Origin of the sequence: Thiomonas intermedia (assembly GCF_002028405.1) — a bacterium.
GTDB lineage: Bacteria > Pseudomonadota > Gammaproteobacteria > Burkholderiales > Burkholderiaceae_C > Thiomonas > Thiomonas intermedia.
The window spans coordinates 118,775-140,383 of sequence record NZ_CP020046.1 but is presented as its reverse complement, the minus strand read 5'-3'; the positions used below and the strand labels follow the sequence as shown (position 1 = coordinate 140,383).

The 21,609-nt window shown below is 64.6% G+C and carries 18 protein-coding genes and 1 pseudogene; 5 read left to right on the top strand and 14 right to left on the bottom strand.

What is annotated here, in order from left to right; genetic code table 11:
* Positions 1-89: 89 nt before the first annotated feature.
* The 10 genes and pseudogenes from BVH73_RS00655 to BVH73_RS00615 all read right to left on the bottom strand — a co-directional run bounded on the left by BVH73_RS00655 (position 90) and on the right by BVH73_RS00615 (position 9,884).
* Complete coding sequence (locus tag BVH73_RS00655; RefSeq protein ID WP_079415190.1) at positions 90-1,628, bottom strand: methyl-accepting chemotaxis protein; 1,539 nt, start codon at positions 1,626-1,628, stop codon at positions 90-92.
* Positions 1,629-1,662: 34 nt separating this feature from the next.
* Complete coding sequence (locus tag BVH73_RS00650) at positions 1,663-2,628, bottom strand: chemotaxis protein (RefSeq protein ID WP_079415189.1); 966 nt, start codon at positions 2,626-2,628, stop codon at positions 1,663-1,665.
* 41 nt (positions 2,629-2,669) lie between these two features.
* Positions 2,670-4,028, bottom strand: coding sequence for a methyl-accepting chemotaxis protein (locus BVH73_RS00645; RefSeq protein ID WP_245800372.1), 1,359 nt, complete (start codon positions 4,026-4,028; stop codon positions 2,670-2,672).
* A 258-nt stretch (positions 4,029-4,286) separates the two neighbouring features.
* Positions 4,287-4,565 carry a CZB domain-containing protein gene (locus BVH73_RS16145; RefSeq protein ID WP_245800469.1) on the bottom strand — a complete coding sequence of 93 codons (279 nt, stop codon included), beginning with the start codon at positions 4,563-4,565 and terminating at the stop codon, positions 4,287-4,289.
* A gap of 150 nt (positions 4,566-4,715) precedes the next feature.
* Positions 4,716-5,057, bottom strand: a pseudogene (locus BVH73_RS16140) (methyl-accepting chemotaxis protein); the annotation flags it as partial.
* Between the two features lie 524 nt (positions 5,058-5,581).
* On the bottom strand, positions 5,582-6,334 hold the full coding sequence (locus BVH73_RS00635) for an oxygen-binding di-iron domain-containing protein (protein WP_079415186.1): 753 nt from the start codon (positions 6,332-6,334) through the stop codon (positions 5,582-5,584).
* Entirely contained in the window at positions 6,331-6,945 is a 615-nt protein-coding gene (locus tag BVH73_RS00630; protein WP_079415184.1) for a chemotaxis protein, read from the bottom strand. The genes BVH73_RS00635 and BVH73_RS00630 overlap by 4 nt, the downstream gene beginning before the upstream one ends.
* A 4-nt stretch (positions 6,946-6,949) precedes the next feature.
* Positions 6,950-8,917, bottom strand: coding sequence for a chemotaxis protein CheA (locus tag BVH73_RS00625; protein ID WP_079415182.1), 1,968 nt, complete (start codon positions 8,915-8,917; stop codon positions 6,950-6,952).
* Positions 8,918-8,934: 17 nt separating this feature from the next.
* Positions 8,935-9,507, bottom strand: a complete 573-nt coding sequence (locus tag BVH73_RS00620; protein ID WP_079415180.1) for a protein phosphatase CheZ — start codon at positions 9,505-9,507, stop codon at positions 8,935-8,937.
* 5 nt (positions 9,508-9,512) lie between these two features.
* Positions 9,513-9,884, bottom strand: a complete 372-nt coding sequence (locus tag BVH73_RS00615) for a response regulator (protein WP_245800468.1) — start codon at positions 9,882-9,884, stop codon at positions 9,513-9,515.
* A 202-nt stretch (positions 9,885-10,086) separates the two neighbouring features.
* On the opposite strand from BVH73_RS00615, the gene BVH73_RS00610 reads away from it, so the two are divergent.
* The 5 genes from BVH73_RS00610 to fliW all read left to right on the top strand — a co-directional run bounded on the left by BVH73_RS00610 (position 10,087) and on the right by fliW (position 13,895).
* Positions 10,087-12,171, top strand: coding sequence for an EAL domain-containing protein (locus BVH73_RS00610; protein WP_079415176.1), 2,085 nt, complete (start codon positions 10,087-10,089; stop codon positions 12,169-12,171).
* Between the two features lie 133 nt (positions 12,172-12,304).
* Positions 12,305-12,661: a flagellar biosynthesis anti-sigma factor FlgM gene (gene flgM, locus BVH73_RS00605; protein WP_079415174.1), complete on the top strand. Its 357-nt coding sequence runs from the start codon at positions 12,305-12,307 to the stop codon at positions 12,659-12,661.
* 10 nt (positions 12,662-12,671) lie between these two features.
* Positions 12,672-13,091: a flagella synthesis protein FlgN gene (locus BVH73_RS00600; protein WP_079415172.1), complete on the top strand. Its 420-nt coding sequence runs from the start codon at positions 12,672-12,674 to the stop codon at positions 13,089-13,091.
* Between the two features lie 34 nt (positions 13,092-13,125).
* A complete protein-coding gene (locus BVH73_RS00595) occupies positions 13,126-13,365 on the top strand; it encodes a carbon storage regulator (protein WP_079415170.1) in 240 nt (79 codons plus the stop codon).
* Entirely contained in the window at positions 13,329-13,895 is a 567-nt protein-coding gene (gene fliW, locus BVH73_RS00590) for a flagellar assembly protein FliW (protein ID WP_342746329.1), read from the top strand. Before BVH73_RS00595 ends, fliW begins: the two co-directional genes overlap by 37 nt.
* 18 nt (positions 13,896-13,913) lie before the next feature.
* Here the strand turns inward: fliW and BVH73_RS00585 are convergent, their stop codons facing one another.
* The 4 genes from BVH73_RS00585 to BVH73_RS00570 all read right to left on the bottom strand — a co-directional run bounded on the left by BVH73_RS00585 (position 13,914) and on the right by BVH73_RS00570 (position 21,604).
* Positions 13,914-14,654 (bottom strand): flagellar brake protein, encoded by a 741-nt coding sequence (locus BVH73_RS00585; RefSeq protein WP_079415166.1) that lies wholly within the window; start codon positions 14,652-14,654, stop codon positions 13,914-13,916.
* A gap of 173 nt (positions 14,655-14,827) precedes the next feature.
* Positions 14,828-16,108 carry an EAL and HDOD domain-containing protein gene (locus tag BVH73_RS00580; protein ID WP_079415163.1) on the bottom strand — a complete coding sequence of 427 codons (1,281 nt, stop codon included), beginning with the start codon at positions 16,106-16,108 and terminating at the stop codon, positions 14,828-14,830.
* Positions 16,109-16,208: 100 nt separating this feature from the next.
* The gene (locus tag BVH73_RS00575; RefSeq protein ID WP_169836728.1) at positions 16,209-21,035 is read right to left on the bottom strand and encodes a glycosyltransferase; all 4,827 of its coding nucleotides are present in this window, start codon (positions 21,033-21,035) and stop codon (positions 16,209-16,211) included.
* Positions 21,032-21,604, bottom strand: coding sequence for an acyltransferase (locus tag BVH73_RS00570; protein ID WP_079415159.1), 573 nt, complete (start codon positions 21,602-21,604; stop codon positions 21,032-21,034). Before BVH73_RS00570 ends, BVH73_RS00575 begins: the two co-directional genes overlap by 4 nt.
* Positions 21,605-21,609 lie beyond the last annotated feature (5 nt).

The window sequence follows — 21,609 nt, the reverse complement described above, 5'->3', positions numbered from 1 at the left end:
TTGGCGTGCGAGCTGGCGTAAATCTCGTTTCTATTTGTGAGGCATGTGCTGAAAGATTGACATGGTGTCGGGTTTGGCACCTTGGTCAATCAAATGAACGCGAGCCGCACCGCGCCCCAGTGGCGGTCGCCCACCCGGATCGGGCGTGAGAGCTCCTGCATGATCTCGCCGGTATCGCGGGCATAGACCTGCAAGAGGTAGGGGTTGGTGTTGCGCGCGGCGCCCAGGCCCACCGGATCGTTGAACAGCCGCATGGAGCGGTTGCCCGCCAGATCGGTGGCGTAGTCGCCGGTCAGAGGGCGGTCGAACGCGCTGTTGTGCGCGGCCGCATAGCCATTGCGATCCACCAGCAGCACGTAGCGGTATTGCTCGCTGTGCGCCAGCCAGGCGTCTTCGATCGGCTGGATGCGAGATTTGATGAACTCGGTGAAGCGTGTGCGGAATTTCTGCGGCTGGGTGCCGGGCACCGGCTCGTACTGCTCGTCGAAAAGGGCCTGACCGGAGAGCGCGCCGCTGGCCAGGGCCTGCTCCAGAGCACCTTCGATGTCCCTGCAGGCCGCATCGAGATCGCGCATGACCTGGCTGGTCTTCGAGGCCGTGACGAACTGCGTGGCGGCTTCGAACAGCGTCTGGCTGGCATTGAGCGACTGCTGCACCTCGTTGGCAATGCGCTCGCTGGCGGCGATGGTCTGGTTGGCGCTGGTCTGCACCGTGCTGGAAAGCGCCGCGAACTGGCCGTTGACGGCGCGTGCAGTTTCCACCTCGTGGCCCAGTTGGGTGTAGACCTTGTTCACCCCGCCATTCATGGCTTCGATATTGCGGGCGATGTCCTGAAAATTGCTGGACATCGCCGTGGCCAGCGCCTTGCCGCTGTCCATCTGGGTGGCGAACTGGGCGGTCGATTGCGTCACGATCTGCAGACTTCGGCTGACCTCGGCGGCAAACGTGGCGATGCTTTCCACCGATTTCTGCGTGCTCATGGCCAGCTTGCGGATTTCGTCGGCCACGACGGCAAAGCCGCGCCCGGCCTCGCCGACGCGGGCGGCCTCGATATTGGCATTGAGCGCCAGCAGGCTGGTCTTCTGCGCGATGTCCTTGATGACCTGCGTCACCGCGGTGACCTGCGCAAAGCTCTTGCCCAGGGTCTGGATCTCGTTCTGGTTGCTGCCAGTGGCCTGGGCGAGCTGCTCGAACACGCCGCTGGCTTCATGGGCCTCGCGGGCGCCGCGCGTGCTCAGCAGGGTGATGCCCTGCGAGTCGGCGCGCAGGGCCTCGGCCTGCCCCTGCACGGTGACGATGCCGCGGATGAACCGTTCCAGGTTTTCGCCCATGGCGCCGATGCGTTCGGTCTGCGCCTGGGCGTTTTTCTGCGCATCCTGCGTGGCGGTGCGCGCCTCGAAACTGATGCGGGCAATGCCGTAGGCCACGCCGGTCGCGTTGTGCGTGGTGGTGTCCACCAGATGCGTGACCATGGACAGGAAGCCGTCCATCCCGGGACCGCATCCTTCGGGCGCGGCCTGGTTCAGGTCGATCGGGCGTTGCGTGAGCAAATGCTCCAGGAACGCCGCAGGATCGGAGGCTGACGCCGCTGCGTCGACCTTGGCGGCTGGAAGAGAGGCTGCGTCCATCGGTCGGTCCTGGTGAGGGGACAAGGTTGAGCGTTCAGGCGTGCGCCGAAAGCACACGGCGGATGGTCTGGGCCAGTTCGTCGGCGACGAACTTGGCCACATAAGCGTCGGCGCCTACGCTGCGGGCATGGTCTTCATTGGCCGAGCCCGACAGCGAGGAGTGGATGACCACCGGAATGTTCTTGAACCGCTCGTCCTTCTTGATGTGGCGGGTGAGCGTGAAGCCGTCCATCTCGGGCATTTCCAGGTCGGTGAGCACGAGCTGCACCTTGTCTTCCACCCGCTTGCCCTCGGCCTGCGCCTCGGCTGCCAGGGTCTGCAGACGATCCCAGGCCTCCCTGCCGGTCTTGGCGCTGACAAAAGGAGCCTGCAGGGCCTGAAGCGCCTTCTCGATCTGGGAGCGGGCGACGAAGGAGTCGTCAGCGGTGAGAATGACGGCACCGGGTTTGAGCCCCAGGGCCGGGCCCATGTGATGGGTATCCTTGACCTCGTGCACGCGCGAGGGCAGCACGTCGCGCAGCACCTTCTCGACGTCGAGCACCAGCGCCAGCCGGGTGGTCTGATCGTCTTCGAGCCGGGCGATGCTGGTCACCATGCCGCCCACCGCATTGGCTTCGGCCGAGAGCACCTTGCTCCATTCCAGCCGGACGATTTCTTCCACTTCTTCCACCGCGAAGCCCTGCACCGAGCGTTCGTATTCGGTGACCACCAGAATGTTCAGGCCGGTCTTGGGCGTGCAGCCCACGACGGCCGGAAGGTCGATGACCGGAATGATCTGTCCGCGGATGTTCGCCACGCCCAGGACATGCTTGGGCGCGCCCGGCATCACGGTGACCTGCGGCATCACCAGCGCTTCGCGCACCTTGAACACATTGATGCCGAACAGCTCGCGCCGCGACGATTGCGGCTCCTCGCCGAGGCGGAACAGCAGGAGTTCGAATTTATTGGTGCCGGCGAGGTTGGAACGCTCATCGACTTCTTGCAAAACATTGGAGTTCATGGTGTAAGTCCTGTGGGCTTAATCGAGCAATCTGGGGTCGATCAGGGAATCTGGCGCATCAGCGCCTCGAGGCGCTCGGTGATGGTGTCGCTCAGGCTTTCGAGGCGGGCGGCCAGTTCGGTCGTGCGCTGGGTGTTGTCGGTGCGGATGGCTTCCACCAGGGCCTGACCGGTGCGGTGCACGTCCTGGTGGACGGAGTCGACGCCGACAAAGCCGGCATCGCTGCCGAAGTAACCGGCGCCAGCGCCGAAATACCACTTGCCGAAGAAGCAGCCGTGGAAGTTCGACACGTCCATATCGACTTTTTCCTGCTTCTGCGCCGCGGTGAGGAGCTGGCCGATCCATTGGTAGTGCATGGCCAGCGAGACCCGCAGGGTGACGGCGGTGTCGGGCCACTTGGAGACGGCGGTGACGCCGGTCTTGAGCTGCTCGCGCGAGGTGCGGATCAGGCTCATCATGGCTTCGAAGCGCCCCACCAGCACCTGCATTAGTTCGGCGGCCTGTTCGGCGTCGAGCCGCTGGCGGTCGGCGTCGCTGACGAGCTGGCGCATCAGCCCGGTCTGCTCCGCGGTGACGGTGCGCACCTTGCCGAGCATGGCCTTGACTTCGCCCAGCGTGTCGCCGGTATTGGTGACCAGCGCGCCGACGCGCTGCACCCGCTGCACGGAGCGGGCCATGTCGGTACCGACGTCGGACGACTGGTCGCGTAGGCTGTGGGTCAGGGCCTCGATCTCATGCGTGATGCGGGCGGTCTTGCGCGCCAGATTGCGCACCTCGTCGGCGACCACGGCGAAGCCGCGGCCGTGTTCACCGGCCCGTGCGGCCTCGATGGCCGCGTTGAGCGCGAGCAGGTTGGTCTGGGAGGCGATTTCGCTGATGCCGGCGGTGAGCGCCTCGACCGAGCGCACCGCGTCGACGAAGCCGGTGAGCTTGGTCTCGGTACTGGCGATGAAGCGCGAAACATCGGCCACTTCCCCCAGGGTCGTTTCGATGGCCTGGCCGCTGCGTTCGACAGAGGCGGTCGTGGCCTCCACGTTGGTGCGCAGATCGTCGAGCTGGGTCTGGGCTGTGTGGGTGTGCAGCGCGGCGCTCTGCAGTCGCCCAGCCATGTCGCCCACGCGTTGCGACAGACCGTGGATGTCGTGATCGAAGCCCGCGGTGCGGCTTTCGGCAAAGGCCAGCGACTGGGTGGTGGCGCGCAGGGCATCCACGCCGTGCAGCAGCATCTGGCGCACGCCGCCGAGTTTCTCCGCCCAGGCTGCCGCGTCGATGAGGTCGATATTGCGCAGAGCGCCGTCGCCATGGCCGCTGAGCAGGTCGAGTACGGCCTGGAGCACCCGCTCGCGGTCTTCGCGCACCCGTTCGAGCAAGCCACCGGGCGGGATGTTGTTGGCCCCCACGCTCGCGTTCGCTCGCTGCCCCCCGAGGGGGCTGCCCTCGCCTTGAGGTGGCTCTGCGGCGCGGGCGGGCGCCCCCAGGCTCGCGTTCGCTTTCGTCCCCTCACCCCAGCCTTCTCCCACCGGGGGAGAGGGTTGATCTCCTCCCCCATGCAGTGGGGGAGGTTGGGAGGGGGAAGATTCGGCCGCATCTACCAGGGCGGTCATGTCGGGGCGCTCGGGTTCCACTGACGGTCTCCAGTTGTCGTGTCGGGCAGGGCTTCAGCGTGTGGTGCTGCTGGCGTCGATGGCGTCGCTTAGCGCCCTGAGTCGGTCGATGATGAGACTTTCCTGGTCGCTGAGTGAGGCCGAGAGCCGCGCCACCTGATCGCGCTGGCCGCCGTGCACGGCTTCGAGGAGTTGTTTGGCGGTGGCGTGAATCTGCGCGTGCGGTGCCTCGAGCGCGCGGAAGGCCGACAGCCCCCCAAAGGTTGCCTGTCCCTGGCTGTCGTACCAACGGCCGAGTCGGCAGCTGTGGTGATCGCTGACTTCGGTCGGCATCTTGGCCTGCCTGTCCTTGGCGGTCTCGGCCAGGATGTGGTTCACGAAGTCTTTGTGATCTTCCTGGGCCGATTGCAGCATCATGCGCGTGGCGCTGGACTGCATATTGGTGACTTGGTTGTTCATGCGCACGACGACCGACTGCACCAGTTCGAGCTCCTTGCTGGAGCTGGCGCTGGTGACGGCGATGTCTTGCGCCTGTTGGCCGATGGCCGTGGTGTTGGATTCGACTTCGGCGGTGGCCGCCTGCACCCGGCGGGCGAGGTTGCGGACCTCGTCGGCCACCACGGCGAAGCCACGGCCGTGCTCGCCGGCGCGTGCCGCCTCGATCGCGGCGTTGAGGGCGAGCAGATTGGTCTGATAGGAGATCTCGCGGATGTTGCGCACGATGGTGCTGATCGCGTCGACCTGTCCCTGGAGCTGTGACACGGCGGTGCCGTTGCCCTGGATCGCCTGTCCGACGTTGCGGATGGCGGTGTCCACCGAGGTCATGGACTGGCGGATCTCACCCGCTGCCCCGTTGAGGGTGCTTACCACTTCCTTGAGCCGGTCGCTGACGTTGGTCACATCCTTCAGGTGAGAGATGTCGCGCCAACTGGCGTGGAAGGCGATGACCTTGTCGGCCGCATCGCGCACGGCGACCAAGGTCAGCGTGAAAGTGATCTTGCCCAACACCATCTCTTCGGTGTGCTTGGTCATGCCGCCTTCGGCGAGTCGGCGCAGAGTGCCGCGCAGATGCTCAGGATCCCGGTGGAGCGAGGCCAGGGGCCGATGCAGTGCCTGCCGGACATCGCTGCCCAGGAGGTCGGTGAAGGAGGTGTGGAAGCGCTCCAGCGTTTCTCGTGCGGTGCGGTTCATGAAGCACACGGGGTTGTCCAGGCCCGCATCGGCCTCGGCCAGCATTTCGAGGCTGTCGAGCGGTTCGAGCGCTTGTTGCAGATAGTGGAGGGCGGTGGCGTCCATGATGCGTACGGAAGAATCGTTGGGTCGGAGAAAAAGAGGCGGCCTCAGAAGCCTTACTCGATGGCGGAGCCCACTTTGAGGGCGTCGAACCAGTCGATGAATCGCTTGACGTTTTCGCCGGTGTAGATCGCGCCGTGCTGCGGCGCGAGGAAGTCGATGTCCATCTTGGACACGCGTTCGCACCAGTTGCGCTTGGCGGCCATCGAGGGCATCCAGCGTTTGTGGAAGTACTCGGCGGATTTGATGTGTTCATCGAATGCCGCAGGCGTCTCGATGTTGCGGCGGTCGACGAAAGGGGCGTGACCCACCGGGAGAATGGCCGCACCGACATCGCCGCTGAACAGCACCTTGGCGAAGGCGTCGTACACGTGGAAATTCGCCGACGAGTGCAGGTAGTGCGCGGGCACGAACTGCAGGCGTGCCGAGCCCAGGGTCATTTCGCCGCCTTCATCGGGGATGTCGCGCAGGTCGGCGTCGAGCGCCCCGTAGTGGCGGATGAAGCCGCTCCACAGCTTGGGCACGTACCAGGCGATGTCGGGATTGCAGGCATTCCACAGCGGCAGGCTGGAGGCGATGTCGGGGTCTTGATGGCTGACGAAGGCGGCCTTGAGCGATCCGGGCGGGGCGACTTCGACCAGGGCGCTGAACACCTGGGGGAAGATCTCGAATCCACCCGGATCGAGCACCATGGTCTGATCGTCCACGCTGAGCGCGTAGACGTTGGAGTCGATGACGCGGCGCTCGTCCTGGTCGTAGATGATGTGCCAGTGGTGGTTGCCCTGGCTGAAGAATTCCAGCGATTTCATTCGACGATCCTTTCAATTTGTTCGCGGTAGGCACGCAGCAATTCCTGCACGCCGTTGACGGAGCGATCCATTTCCAGAGAAACCTGGGCGAGCGGCGCGTTGACCGCGCCCTTGAGTGCGGCTTCGATGCGGCCGTTCACGACCACGTAGTCGAGTTCGGCGATGACGGACTGGAAGCGGTCGAGAGCCGAGTTCAAGGCCAGCCCGGCGCGGCGGCTGCCGGCGGCGTGGCGATCCTGCATGTCGGCATGGCGGCGCATGCGCTCGGCCAGCGCAGGGCATTGCTCGTTGGCGATGCTGTGAATGCTGCGCAGGCTCTCGATCTGCTGCACGTCGCGCAGCGTTTCCATGAAATGCAGCATCAGCGGGTTGATGAGTTTTTGCACCTGCTCGGCGGCGGTCTGCATGGCCTGCGCACCTTCGCGGAAGGCTTGGGCCACCACGCCGTAGCCCGCGAGTTCCTTGCCGTGGCGCTTGACCAGCACCTGGGCATTGAGGGCCTTGCGGTCGATTTCGCGCAGGCGGCGCTTGAGCGCGCCCTGGAAGGCGTAGGTGGCGTCGGCCACGGCGATGAAGTCGCGGCGCAGGGTTTGAAGCGATTGGTCGTCCATGGCGTCAGCTCTTGCGTTGCACCCGGGCCAGCGCGGCGCCGTCGAGGATCAGCACCACTTCGCCGTTGCCGGAGATCGTGGCGCCCTGGTAGAGGGTGTCGTGGGTGGAGATGTCCAGGGGCTTGACCACCGAGTCTTCCGTACCCATGGCCTCGGAGACGACCAGCAGGCCCTGCTCGATCAGAATGCCCTCGCTCTGATCCTTGCTCAGGTCGATCGGGCGGTTCTGCAGCAGGTGGCCGAGGTCGATGTAAGGCACGACGCGGCTGCCGTCGACCTGCACCATCAGGCGGCCGGAGATGGAATGCACGTGCTCGGGGTCGATGGCCAGCAGGTTCTCGATGGCCGCCACCGGCAGGGCGTAGGTCTCGCGCCGCAGGCGGAAATAGAGCACCGGCAGCACGGCCATCGTCAGCGGCAGTTCCATGGTGATGGTGCTGCCCTTGCCCAGCGCGGTATCGATGTCGATGCGGCCGCGCAGGGAGGTGACGGTGGAGCGCACCACATCCATGCCGACGCCGCGGCCGGAGAGTTCGCTGACCTGCTCCTTGGTCGAGAATCCGGGCAGGAAGATGAGGTCGAGCATTTCACGCTCGGAAAGGCGGGCCCCCTCCTGCGGTGTGATCACGCTCTTGGAGATGGCGTGCTGCAGGATCTTCTGCGCATTCATGCCGCGGCCATCGTCGCCCACGAGAATTTGCACTTTGTCGCCGAGGTGGTGCGCGGCGACGCGCAGCACTGCTTCTTCCGCCTTGCCGGCCTGCTTGCGGCTGGCGGGGTCTTCGATACCGTGATCGAGCGCGTTGCGAACGAGGTGGATGAGCGGACCGGAGAGCGCATCGACCACGGTCTTGTCGATCTCCACATCTTCGCCTTCGAGCTCAAGCCTCACTTTTTTGCCCAGGCTGCGCGAGGCATCGCGCACCACGCGCGGCAGGCTCTGGAACAGGCGTTTGCAAGGCTGCATGCGCAGGCGCATGACGGTGTTCTGCAGATCGTTGACCGCCAGATCGGTCTCGCGAGCCAGACGGGCCAGGGCCTCATCTTCCTGGCCCATGCGGGCCACGGCGGCGCTCAGTCGGTTGCGCAGCAGAACGAGTTCGCCGACCTGATTCATGGCCTGGTCGAGCCGGGTGGAATCGACCCGGATGGAGGTTTCTTCGGCCGCACCGCCGTTGCCCGCCCGCGGGGCCGAGGCTTCGATTTTCTGCGGCGCAGCGGCCGCCGGCGTACTGGCCTGGCCCGGGGCGTGCCCTGGGCCGTGCAAGGCGTCGAGCACGCGCTCGAACTCGTCCTGGGTGATGTCGTCTGCCGAGGCGGCGGGCTTGGCCGGGGCGGGCATGGGGGCAGCGCCCGGGGCCTGGCCCTGGCCGTAAAGATTGTCGAGCACGCGCTCGAATTCGTCCTGGGTGATGGCGTCGCTGTCCGTGGTCTCGGCCGCAGTCGGGTCGCGACGCTCGGCAAAGAGCCCGGTGCTGCCACCGTCGCGCTCGGTCTGCGTGACCCACAGGCCCGGCACTCCGGCGTCGGCCCCACCGCCAACGGCCTGCGGTGAGGGCGTGGCCTGGGCGGGTGCCGCGGAGACTGCGGGCGACTCTCCGCGTGAAAACGCCTGGATGTCCCGCCCCAGACCCGCGGGACCGGCGGGCGGATTTTCGCCCCGGGCCATGTCGTCGAGCATGGAGGTGATGACGTCGGTGGAGCGCAGGATGGCGTCGATCATCGGCGCCGTGGCGCGCAGCTTGCCGCCTCGCATCTTGTCAAACAGATCTTCGAGGTGATGGCACCAGTCCACCATGTTCTGCGCTTCGAGGAATCCGGCGCCGCCCTTGAGGGTATGGAAGGCGCGGAAGATCGCGCTGAGCACCTCCGGGTTGTCGGGCTGGGACTCCAGGCGCAACAGCTGGTCTTGGGCCTGGCTCAGCAGCTCGCGCGATTCGGCGAGGAATTCCAGCAGGATGTCGTTGTCCATGATGGCGGGCGTTGGGTTCAGATGCCGAGGTCGCGCAGCAGGGCGTCCACATCGTCCTGGGCAAAGGTGGGTCCGGCATAGGCAGGAACCCCGTTGAGTGGCGCCGCGCTTTCTGTGGGCGCGGAAGTCTTGGCGCTCGGCTCGGACTCAAGATGCGGGCCGAGTTGTTCCACCGCGTTGCGGATGCGCTGTTCGACGGCCTGCAGAAGATGAATGGTCTTCTTCAGGCGCTGACCCGCCAGATCCTGCCCCTGCTGACTGGCGAGGATGGTGTGGAACTGGAGTTCGAGGCGGTCGAGACGGTCGTCGATGAAGCCGCCGTGCGTGGCCCGGATGGCGGCGATTTCGGAGAAGCCGTTCTCCACGGCTTCCAGCGTGGCCATGGCCTGGGTTTCGGTCAACCGCAGGGCCTCTTCCAGAGGATGGCTGGCTTCGGGCAGATCGCTGGAGGCGGCCATGATGCGGCGCACGCCTTCGTGCAGCAGGGCATCGGCCTCGGTCAGGCTGTGCAGCGCATGGTGGACCACGCCGACGCTGGCTTGCTCCGCGCCGTCGAGGGTGTTGCCGTCGACCGCGGGGCTTGTGCTCATGCGACTCATTGGGCGGCTCCCGCGGCGGCGTTCAGGCGTGCCATGATGGCGTCGAGCTTTTCCTTCAGCGTCTGCGCGGTGAAGGGTTTGACGATGTAGCCGTTGACACCGGCCTGCGCCGCGGCAACGATGTTCTCTTTCTTGGCTTCGGCCGTGACCATCAACACCGGCAAACTGCGGATGGCCGGGTTGTCGCTGGCGCGGATGAGCTTGAGCAGGTCGATACCCTGCATCACCGGCATGTTCCAGTCGGTGACGACGAACTCGATGCCGCCCGCCTGCAGTCGGCGCCAGGCTTCTTCGCCGTTCTCCGCTTCGTCGATATTGCCGGTCACATAGCCGGTCTGCATCAGCAGGCCGCGCACGATGCGGCGCATGGTGGGGAAGTCGTCAACAACCAGGAATTTCAAGGTGGGCCTCGCGAGGGTTCGTCTTTCGTGTGGTGTAACGGCACGAAAGCCGCGAACTTGAATCGGAGGCGGAGCCTTTGCGCATGAAGGATGAGACGGGTTTGCCTCAGGTCAACCCCACCTGTTCCTGTGCTTGCCGGAGGCCGGGCTTGATCAATAGCATGGCGGCATGTATGAAAAGTTGAATGTCTCCAAAGGCTCGGACCCGCCCGAGCAGCAGTCGGCCCTGCGCGCCTTGCTGGTGGCCGTGCAGCCTGAGCTGCAGGGCGTCGTGGAGACCTTCATTCAGCAGTTCTACGAAGAGCTGTTGAGCCAGGCCCGTTTTTCCCGGGTGCTGGGTTTGCTGTCTGAGCCCGAGTTTGCACGTCTGCGCCAGAGTCAGGAGCGGCATCTGCGCAGCCTGTTCGTGCCGCGCAACGAGTCGGCCGCCCGGATTGCCCGGCATGTGGGCCGGGTCCATGCGCTCATCGGTCTGGACGCCTCATGGCTGGTCGAGGCTTACGGGCTCTATACCCGTTTGCTGATCACGCACTTCGCCGGCTGGGTCGAGGCCTCCGAGCGGGTGGCGCTGTTGAGTTATTTCATCGCCCGTCTGCAGGACGAGCTGCAGTGGCAGATGGAAGGGCATGAGGAAATCGGCCGCCAACTCGACGCGGCCCTGGTTCGCATCGATGCGGCCATTCTGAGCGCGCACACCCTGAGCGATCTGCTGCGCTCGGTGCTGGGCGCGCTGGAGAACATCGAAGGCGTCATCGCAGGCACCCTGGGCCGGCCCGACGCGGCGGGCGTGCTGCAGTTCGAGCACGCTTTCGGCAGCCGCTTCAAGTCGCTCTACCTCGACCGGATCGGCACGGATGCCGTGGCGCTCACCACGGTGCGCGGTGATGCGGCAGAGGGGCTTGGCGCCTCGGGCCGCGCCTGGCGCAGCCGCGAAGTGCAGTACACCGCGGCTTATGCCGCCGATCCGGCGATTCAGCCCTGGAGGCAATTGGCCGGCGAGCTGGGGATCCGCAGTGCCGTGTCCATTCCCATACTGGATGTGTCGGGGCAGCCGATGGCCCTGATGGACCTCTACAGCAGCTATCCCGGCTTTTTCACCAGCACGGCCCGCAGGGTCTTCGTCGAGCATCTGCAGAAAGTGCTCGGTCTCGCGTTCGCCCGTTATGCCAGCAGCCCTTCGGGCGTGGTGCCCTATGCGCGACGCCAGTTCTACGTCGATCTTCTCGATCGTGGCGGCCTGCAGATGCTCTATCAGCCGATCATCAACCTCAGCACGGGCACGCCCGAGAAATTCGAGGCTCTGGCCCGGCTGAAGCGGCCGGGTGGCGAGGGCCTTATTTCACCGCTGGAGTTTCTTCCGGTGTTGGGCGCGCAGGATATGTGGCATCTCTTCAGTCGTGGACTGGAGCAGGCTCTGCATGCGCGTCATCGCTGGGCCGCCGAGGGCGTCGATATCGACGTCTCGGTGAACATGCCTCCTGTGGCGCTGAGCGATCCGCGCTACGTCGAGCGGGTGGAGCAGTTGCTGCGCAGTCATCCCATGGACCCGCAGCGCCTCACTCTGGAGTTGCTTGAAAGCAGCGATCTCGACATCTCGGAGCGGCGCGACGCCCTGCTGGCACGATTCCGCGGCACCGGGGTGCGACTGGCGGAAGACGATCTGGGCTCGGGCTACAGCTCCCTGCTGCGGCTCGACAGCTTTCCGTTCGATGAGGTCAAGATCGATCAGGGTCTGCTCGGCGGTCTGGGCAAGGCGCCACGACGGGCGCTCGATTTCATTCAGCATCTCACGCGGCTGGCGCACGATCTGGGCAGCACCGTGGTGGTCGAGGGCCTGGAGTCGGCCGGACTGGTGGAGGCCGCCATCATTCTGCAGGCAGATGCGGGGCAGGGCTATGGTCTGGCCCGACCCATGCCAGCCGATGCGGTGGTGGAGTGGGTTCGCGGCTTCCGTCTGCCCATCGACCGCGATCGCCCGCGCACGGCCCTGGGGATCTACGCCGCCCATCTGCTGTGGGAGCGCCGATTGGCCTATATGAGCCCCTGGCCCGATGTGCTGCCGCTGGCCGCCCGCGCGGCGACAGCGCTGCACCACTATATCGAGCGGGAAGGGCTTGAAGGCGGCCCTTTGCACCTGGCCTATCTCCGTCTGATCAACGCGCTGGCAGATGGCGTGGACATGCCGGCCTTCACCCAGGCGCAGGAGGACATGCGCAGACAGCTCGATCTGCTGGTGAGGGCCGAAATGGGGTGAGCAGGGCAGGTGTTCAGCGGTGCCCTAACATGGTGTCTCCTGCGGTTTGGCGCGATTTGCCAAAAAAGTCACACTTCCCCTAAAGTTCGCCTCAAGCGTGACGTTGAGCTCTCCAACAGGAGAGAATGCCACCATGATTCCCATCCAGAATTCAGCCATTTCCAGTGCTTCGACCGCGACCAGCGGTACCACGGCAGCATCGCGCCGCGCAGGCGCTGCGCCCTCGGGCGCCTCTGGCTCTGGAGAAGCGGGGCAGCTCAACCCCTCAGCCGCACCGTCCACCGAGCAGGTGTCCATCTCGGGTGCCGGGCAGATGCTCAATCTCGCAAGCACGCAGGGCATCACCCCGCCGGCGAGCGATACGCGCATCAACGAACTGCGCAGTGCCATCGAAAGCGGGCAATACGTCGTGGATCCGCAGCGGATTTCCCAGGGTTTGCTGCAGGACAGCCAGGCCCTGATCGGCGCCAGCAAGCCAGCCGCCAACTGAGTTCATCATCATGCCGCAGACTGTCGACGACCTTCTTCGTCACCAACTCGACAGGCTGCAGGCGCTCGACCGTCTTCTGGCGGAAGAACACGCCTGCCTGCTGAAGGCGGCTGCCGATCAGTTGCCAGCCTTGACCGAGCGGAAAAACGCGCTGATGGCCGAGCTCGAAACGCTCGAACGCGAACGCGTGATCGCCTTTGCCGACACGGCAGGGGCGACGACCCGTGCCGCCTGGGCCTCGGTGCAGACGATGGCCAGGCAGGTCGCCGAGGCCAATCAGCGCAACGGCGTCATGATCGCGGCTCTGGTGCGCAGCACCGAGGGCGCGCTGCAGATTCTGCGCGGCGACCCCGACGGGGTCGACCTCTACGGTTCTCATGGACAGGGCCAGTCAGGCAGTGGTTCAGCACGACTGCTGGTCAGCGCCTGAGGCGGCCGTTCGCGCTGATTTGACGGATTGATGCATGCTGATTCTGACGCGCCGCCCCGGCGAAGCCATCCGCATCGGGGACAACATCCGATTGGTCGTGCTCCAGTCCGCGCCCGGCAAGGTCCGGATCGGTATTGAGGGGCCGCTCGATCTGCGCGTGCTGCGCGAAGAGCTCTATGCCCAGATCCTTCAGGGCAACCAGTCGGCGGTCGCGCCCCAAGGACTGTCACTTGAACAATGGGTGAGCACAGCTTCCACGGGAGAGTCACGTTGAACCCAGCCATGCAAGACGCCAACCTGGCGCGGGCAGGTGTGCAATCGCCTCCTGCCCAGACAGCGGGTCCACAGGACGCTGCGCCCCAGGTGGTACAGACGCGTTTCGGACCGCTACCGGTTCAAGCCCATCAAATCTGGCGGAGCACCTCGCCTTTGCCAGGGTTCGAGAGTTTGCAAAGCCATGCGTTGATCGGTCTGGAGAATGAGCGCCCCTTCTTGTGGCTACAGTCGATCGACGATGCCGCCGTCAGTTTCCTGCTGGCGCCAGCGGCGCAGTTCGGTTTGCGCTATGGGCGGGTCAGCGCAGCATCGCTGCCCATGGTGATGGTGCTCTTGCCCGGCCAGGTCGGGCAACCCTTGCGGGCCCATGGGCAAGCTCCCTTGGTGTTCGATGCTCAGACTGGCCAGTTCGCGCAGCACATCATCGAAGCGGCCGAGGTGGAGGGTGACGGTGTGTTTGACCCGCAGGTCGTGGTGCCGCTGCCATCGGGCCTCGCCGCTCGAATGCTTGCATTGGGCACGTCCTGACGCAACACTGAACCAGGCTCAGCGGCGGGCGTCCCTGAGCAGTTCACGGTCGCGCCGTTGCACATAGTGCTGCAGACGCTGTTCGAATGCCGGTGCCATGTTCAGGAACTGGAGGCCGAGTTGGCGTACGGGTTGCCGTGTCTTGGTGTCGCGCAGATGACCCACATAGCGCACCTCGGCTTCGACGGCCAGTTCCACCCCTTCCAGGCTGAAACGCACCAGGGGGATGAACTCACCTGTGGTCAAGGCATAGTCGAGGGCGGAAGGGACAAGTAGCCGCATGCCGTTCACGCTCAGGTCGTGGCATTGGCCGTAAAGCGGTTTGGCGCCTCGACGCTGAATATCCACGGTGCCGAGATCGCCCGGGGCCACGGAGACGCGGAAGAAGTTGCGCCGCTGCAGGTAGTAGATGAGTTCGGGATAGGCAACGCGCAGTGCGCCGTAGCCTTCGTACATGATGCGCTCGATCAGCTTGGACTGAAAACCGACGAACACCCCTTCGTACCGTCCTATGGTGAAGAACGGTGCGCCGTTTTCCAGGCGGCGGTTGCCGGTATCGGGAGTGAGTTCGTCGATGATCAGCCAGTGCTTCGGGCGGTTGATCTCCAGCAGCGTGGAACTGAATTCCTCGGCACGGTCATGCGGCAACACGGCCAGCGGTTCATGTCGCTCGATGATCTTGTGCAGGACGTGATCGGTCTTCTGTTCGGAATTGACCTGATATTCCTCGCGGAACAGCTTGGCGGTGACCTCTTTCATCGCGCGCCTTTTCAGAGCTTGTGAATTTTTTGGGCATGCCCGAAAGGCGCGTCAAAACGCGCCCGATCGAGGCGCAAAGCACAGCCATAGCGCGGGCTATGGCGAGCATTTGCAACGGAGAGCGGGGGTGTTTTGGCGAGCAAGGCGGGCATGGCTGAAAGGTTCACAAGCTCTCAGATGCCGAGTTCTTCCACCCAGGCCAGCGCCGCAAGATGGACAGAACTGACGCGCCAGCCCTGAATGCCCAGCGCCGAAGCCAGGAAATCGAGGTTGTCGAAGTCGCGTTGCTCGACGGCGCGGGTGAGCTGCAGATAGCTGCCGAACAGACCGCTGTTGTCCTTGAGCGCCATGACGATGGGCTCGGACAGGGTGATCTCGGCCAGCGCCTTCTCCATGGGGACGCCCAGCATGACATCGAGCATGGAAAAAATGCCCACGACAAAGGCGTTGTCGCTGTCCTCGTCGGACAGGGTGCCCTTGGCCAGCAGCTCCATCATGCGCCCGCGGGTGATGGCGGTGCGGGCCACGGCGGGCGATGCGGCGCTGCCCGGTACGGTGGCGAGCAGCAGCGCCAACCAGCGAAACAGCTTCTTGTAACCGAGGATGGCCGCGGCATGTCGAAACGACGTGACCTCCGACATCAGCCCGAAGCCTGATGAATTGATGTAGCGAAGCAGCTTGAAGGACAGCGCCGGATCGCGCTTGAGCACCCCTTCGATCTCGTTCAGTTCGGCCTGGCGCATGACCAGATTCATCAGCTGCAGCACATTGGCGTGCGCGGGATTGATGACCTTGGCACTGATGGTCTGCGGCCGGGCGAAGTAATACCCCTGGAAGAAGTGAAATCCGGCGTCGAAATAGATCTTGAACTGCTCAGGCGTTTCCACTTTTTCCGCCACGAGGCGCAGATTGCGATGACTCTCGGCCTTGCGTTGCAGAGCCACGGCCACGTTGGCGGAAATGCCTTGGACGTCGGCCTTGATGTAGCTCAGAAAGGGCAGCCAGGCGGCGTATAGCGAGGCGGCGGCGAAGGGGCCGGCCGCAAGCTGGAATCCGCGTTCCTTCAAGGGCTTGAGCGCCGCGGCGACTTCGGCGATGCCGGTGGCGTCGTCACCGTACACGCGCGGCACCTCGAGCACGATGCGATCCGGGAAGACGATGTCGAGATGTTCGGCCTTCAGGTCTTCGACCACGCAGTTGATGAAGGCGAGCTTCTCGCCAAACAGCTTTTCGGCACCGATATTGGACAGGGCGTTGAACAGCAGCACGCTATCGGTCTCCGCACTGTGCTCGGCCGGCGCGCGATCGGCTGTGCCGCTTTCCCGCGCAAACAACTCGTAGCCGACGATCTGCTGCTTGCGGTCGACGATGGGCTGCCGCGCAATGTGCGCTTGCATGATGGCGCTCTGCTCTTCGGGCGGTGCGTTTTCTGGCGTAGGGGTGGTGCTGGTCATGGGGGGAGACAAGGCCGTTGGCGTTGCTTCGATGCTAGCAGCGGCCCACGGGATGAAGCGGTCGGTGTGGTGTAAAAGTTGTGGCGTTTGCGCAAAGGCCCTAGGGCAGCCAGGCTTTCAGCCAGCTTTCCAGATGATCTTCCATCATCCAGTCGCGTCGCACCGTGGCCCTGAGCGCATCGCCCTGGTCGCGGAGCGCGGCGCGATCAGACACGGCCTCGCGCAAGGCGCGAGTCCAGTCGCGATAGCGGTTGGCCACACGGGTCACCGGAAACGGGCCCTGGTAGGGCGTGAGATCGGAACAGATGACCGGATAGCCGAGGATGCCGTATTCCAGCAGGCGCAGATGACTCTTGGCTTCGTTGAAGGCGTTGTCCTCCAGCGGAGCGACGGCCAGATCGAGGTCGAGCGCCGCCAGCTTGGCAGGGTACTGGTCGAGCGGCACCCCAGTGTGGAACTCCTTGACCAGGGGTTTGAGCGATTCCGGGCACATGCCGAAGAACACCCAGTCGACCTCGGCGGCCGTGTCGCGCACCAGATCGGCAATCAGATCGAGATCGCCCGTATGCCCCACACCCCCGGCCCAGCCGACGCGAGGCTTGCTGCGCTCGGCACGCGCCGGCTGCAGGTGAGCCCAGCGCGCAGCTTCCAGATAGTTCGGCTGCACCACGACCTCATCGGAGAAATGCGCATAGGCCTTGGCCAGCGGCTCGGTGGCCACGACCAGCCGGTTGCACAGGCTAGCCGCCTTGCGGAAACGCTTGGCGATGTCTTTGTGGATGGTGCTCTTGTGCACACTCTTGTGCGGCAGATTGGTGATGAGATCGTCGATCTCGAACACGCGGAACGCGCGGCTGGTGCGCGCGTGGCACTCCAGCGCCTCGATCTGCGGCCACTCCATCTGTCGCTGCACCACCAGGCTGTCGGGCTGCATGCGCTCCATTTCGGCGGGCTCGTACAGGCGCATGGTTTCCCAGCCCTGCGTGAGCCCAGCGCGGTTGAGGGCGCGCATGGGCGCGATGATGCGGTATTCGCCGCAGCCGTCACGATCGGCCGGATGCACCAGCACGCGCGGCCGTGGGCGCCAGGCCGGGCCCCAGCTCAGAGGCGGCTGGTCTTCGAGCAGAAAGTCGGTACTGGCGAGACTGAGGTGGCGGTTGTAGGCCGGGTCGAAAGCGAGCTGGGGCAGCCATTTGGCATACATGGCGTCTTTCTCGGCGGCGAAGCGCTTGAGCTTGGCCTCGTCGGGCTTGCTCTCGGTGCCCCCCTTCTGGCTGGCCGAACCCTCGTGCATCAGCAGTGCATACGGCGTGAACACGATGCGCAGGCCCGCCTCGCGTACCTTCAGGCACAGGTCGATGTCGTTGTAAGACACCTTGAAAGCCTGTTCATCCAGCCCGTCAAGCTGCTCATAAACGCTTTTGCGGATGAGCAGACAGGCGCCGGTCACGGCCGAGAGGTTCTGCGTGAGTTGGGCGCGGCCGAAATAGCCGCGGTCTTCCGGCGGGCGGCCGATGAAGGGATGTTCGGCCGGGCCGCGCATGCCCAGAATGACGCCCGCGTGCTGGATCTTGCCGTCGGGATAGAGCAGCTTGGCGCCGACGATACCGACATCCGGCCGCACGGCGTGGCCCATCATGTCGTCCAGCCAGTCGTCGTGCAGCGCGGCGGTGTCGTTGTTGAGCAGCAGCAGAAAGTCGCCGCGCGCCAGCTTGGCCGCGGCGTTGTTCATCGCGGAGAAGTTGAAGGGGCCAGGCTGGCGAACCACGCGCAGGCGGCCGCCGAGTTCGGCTTCCTTCGTCTCGATGGCGGCCAGATAGTTGCGGGCTTCCGCGGTCTGGCTGTCGTTGTCGATGATCAGGATTTCGTAGGCCGGATACTTGGTCTTTTCGATCACCGATTCCACGCAGCGCTGCAGCAAGGGCAACTGATCGCGCGTGGGGATGAGGATGGATACCAGCGGCTTGATCTCGGGAAGCGGCCAGCGTACCCGGAACGAGGGCGGAAAGGGGCCGGGCTGCACCTGGGCGGCGATGCCCAGGCGCGCGAAATGACGCTCCAGCGCGGCATGGCCCGCGGCGAGAATCTCGGGCACCGATTTCTGCGTATGGCCCGAACCTTGCAGCCGGTGGTAGAGGACTTCGGGCACATGGCCGATGGCGGCTTCCCCGGCGCCGGTCTGCTGCAGATGCTCCCAGGCGCGCAGCAGCAGGTCGTAGTCTTCCGCGCCTTCGGCTTGGCGGTTGAAGCCACCCAGCGCCTCGAACAGATCACGCCGGATCAGCAGCAGCCCGCCGATATAGGGAAGGCTGCGCAGATAGTCGAGGTTGAAGTCGGGCTTGCAATGCGGGTGAAGATGCTGGCCGTCCGGGGTGATCTGATCTTCATCGGTATAGACGAGTTGCCACTGCGGATGCGCTCGAAGGGCCTGACTGACGCGAAACAAGGCGTCAGGGGCGAGCTGGTCGCCAGCGTCCATCAGACCGAGCCAGTCGCCGTCACTGCCGAGCAGCGCCGGGTTGGCGGCAGACAGGAAGGCATCGCCCGGTAGATCAGCGGGCAGTTCGATCAAGGGCTGTGCGGCCAGCCATTGCGCCGCCAGGCTCGCCCGCGAGGGCTGTGGCGGGAAGTCGGCGTTCGCAGCCAGCGCCAAGGCGATTCTGGGCGCGACCTGCCCAGCCTGCCGCCATGCCGTCATGGCCTGCTGTGCCCAATCCTGTTCGCGCGGCGCCCAGCGGTCCTCGGGCAGCCAGGGCAGGTTGAGTCTGGGCGGAGCGGCAAGCGTGGTGCCGGCGGTGTCGCAGACCTCGAACCCGGCCCGCTCCGTGCTGAGCGTGAATAGCCGTTCCACCACGTGGGCCAGGGTGGCATCCGTCTGCCCGGCTTCATCCTCGAAATCCCCGGCTTTCAGATCCAGCGCAAGCAGAGGGTCAAGCGCCTGGGGGCGGCACCAGAACATGGAACCGGCGAAATAGCCATGCCGCGCGAGATCTGGCGCGATGCCCATGCGCTGGGCCACATGAGCCAGACGCGGCACGTTCGCGTCGCCCCGTAGCTCGAGCCAGAATCCGTGGGGACCGATCAGTCCGACTCTGGGGTTTTGTGCGAAGGTGGCGATGACGCGTTGCGGTGAGGCCAGGAGGTCGGCAAGAAGCTCCTGACGCCAGCGATTCCCATCCTTGTGCTGAAGGAAGGGAATGTGAATGTGCTCGATCTCCCTCAGATGCGGCGATTTCTTGCCGTGCAGGAAGAGCAACTGGTCATAGTGCTGCGCGCGCGCCATGCGCAGCAGCGCTAGGCGAGGCGCAATGTCGCGGCCCCGGTTCGGATGGCGGATCACGGTGGCGTCCGGCAGGTCGCGGGCGATGTCGGCGAGCAGGTCTTCCCGTCCTTCGCTCAGCGAGATATAGACATCGAAAGGCTTGGGCAGGGATCTGAGCAAAGGGAGAAATTCGGCCCACAAATCCGGGTAGAACAAGTGAAGCAGGACGGCGGTGCCCGAACCCAGGGGGCGTCCGGATCGAATCAGAGAAGGCTCTGGGCTTGAGTCCGACAAGGCCGGGGTCGGCAGAGGAACTGCTCCCGCTTCGATGGGCGACGGCGGCTGAGGTTGAAGGGCGATGCCCAGACGCGCGCCTTGCTGTCGCAGGTACTGCCAGTTGGCCATGCCGAGCGTGTGCGTCTGTTGTTGCCGCTGTGTTTGAGCGGAATGGATGCGAAGCTTCGCAAGGGGGTCTGCAACGTAGGCGAGATCGCCTCGGGAGAGCATATGCAGCGCCAGACAGACGTCGCCCACGCCGACGCAAAGATGGCCGAACAGGCTCATGACGTTGGGTTCGTCAATCGCCAGCGCGTCGCTACGCCGGAACATCATGCAGGTCGGCTCCCCCAGCAAATTGAGGCCGCGCGCCAGGATGTGGCCAAGCACTTCGGTGCCGCGCAGACGGCCTGTCAACTGCGAGAGCGGCGGTAGCAGCGCCTCGTCAAGGGGCTGGCCAGCCGCATCCATTGGGAGTCGCCGAACTGCGGCGAGCCGCACACCTGGATGGGCACGCCATGCTGCAAGTAGCTGTTCCACCGCGTCCGGAGCAAGCAGATCATCGTCGTATAGAGGCTTGATGAACTCTCCCCGAGCAAGACGAATGCCTTGGGTAAGGTTTTCGGGCTCGCCGAGCGGCTGGGCGTTGCGTCGATAGGTCACTCGCGGGTCGCGTTGTGCGTAGGCCCCGCAGATTCGGGCCACGGCATCGGAGGGGCTGTCGTCGAGGACGAGGATCTCGATTTGATGGTGGGTCTGCGCCAAGGCGCTGTCGAGACAGGCGGCGAGGAAGTCCGCGCGGTACGCCGGGATGACAATGGACACGAGCGGCTGGTCGTCCACGGCATCCGCGGCGCGGACGTATTCCATGATCAGCGTCGATTCAAGGCGGGTTTCCAGTCCGGACAAATGAGGATCGGTGCTCTCATTGAGCTTGACGCGCTGCAGACGCTCAAGGCCTGCCCAGCTCGCCAGACGCGACAGTTCCTCTTCGTCGACGACCCACGCATGTCCCCATTCGCGCAACGACACATTGAGGTATTCAGCGCGGTTCTTGATCCATTGATATCCGTATTTTTCGAGCCACGGCTGACGCCAGTTGTTGTCTGTGAATTGCGTGATGATGGCGTCCAGATCGGGTGTCGCAATTCGTGCCCGCCCTCCCGGTTTGAGAACCCGGCGGCATTCCCGGAGAAAACCCAGGATGTCCTTCTGGCTCAGATGCTCGATGAAATGTTCGCTGTAGATACCGTCGACCGTGGCATCGGCATAGGGAAGCCCCTGCGTCACGTCGCATTGGATGTCCCCTCCTGGTTCCAGATCGATATTGACGAAGCCTGGTAGTTTGACCTTGCCGCAGCCGACATTGAGGTAGAGGGATGAAGTCATGGGTTCTGGGACGTTTGACTGGCGACGTAGCGCGCCTCCAGGTCGAGAAGCGCGCGACTGCGCTCCTTGATGCGTTTGGCGGGGCATCCGGCGTAGATGCCGAACGCTGCGCAATCTTGATTGACCAAAGAGAGGGCGCCTATCGCAGCGCCATCGGCAATGGTGATGCCGGGGAGAATCACGCTGCCACAGCCGACGATGACATGTCGGCCCAGCCAGACCGGTGCGTGGTTGACGTGGGTGAATTCGGCGGGCACTGTGGGGTTAGTGAGACTGGCGCCGGAGTAATCGTCGCTGCTGCTGTAGATGGAGACGCGCGAAGAGAGATTGGCGAAATCCGACACGTTTATCTCCCCCTGCCCAATCAGAGAGCTGAACACCGCGATATGCACATGGTGTCCGATGCGGATGCCGCCCGTACCCGCTGAAAGGACGCAGAAATCGTCGATGCGGACGTGGTCGCCAAGAACGATCCGATGCGCGCCATAGAACCGGACCTGATCCGATATCCGCACGTCCTTGCCCACCTCGGCGAAGCCAATGGCTTCCAGCTCGGAACGAGTCAACATGGTCG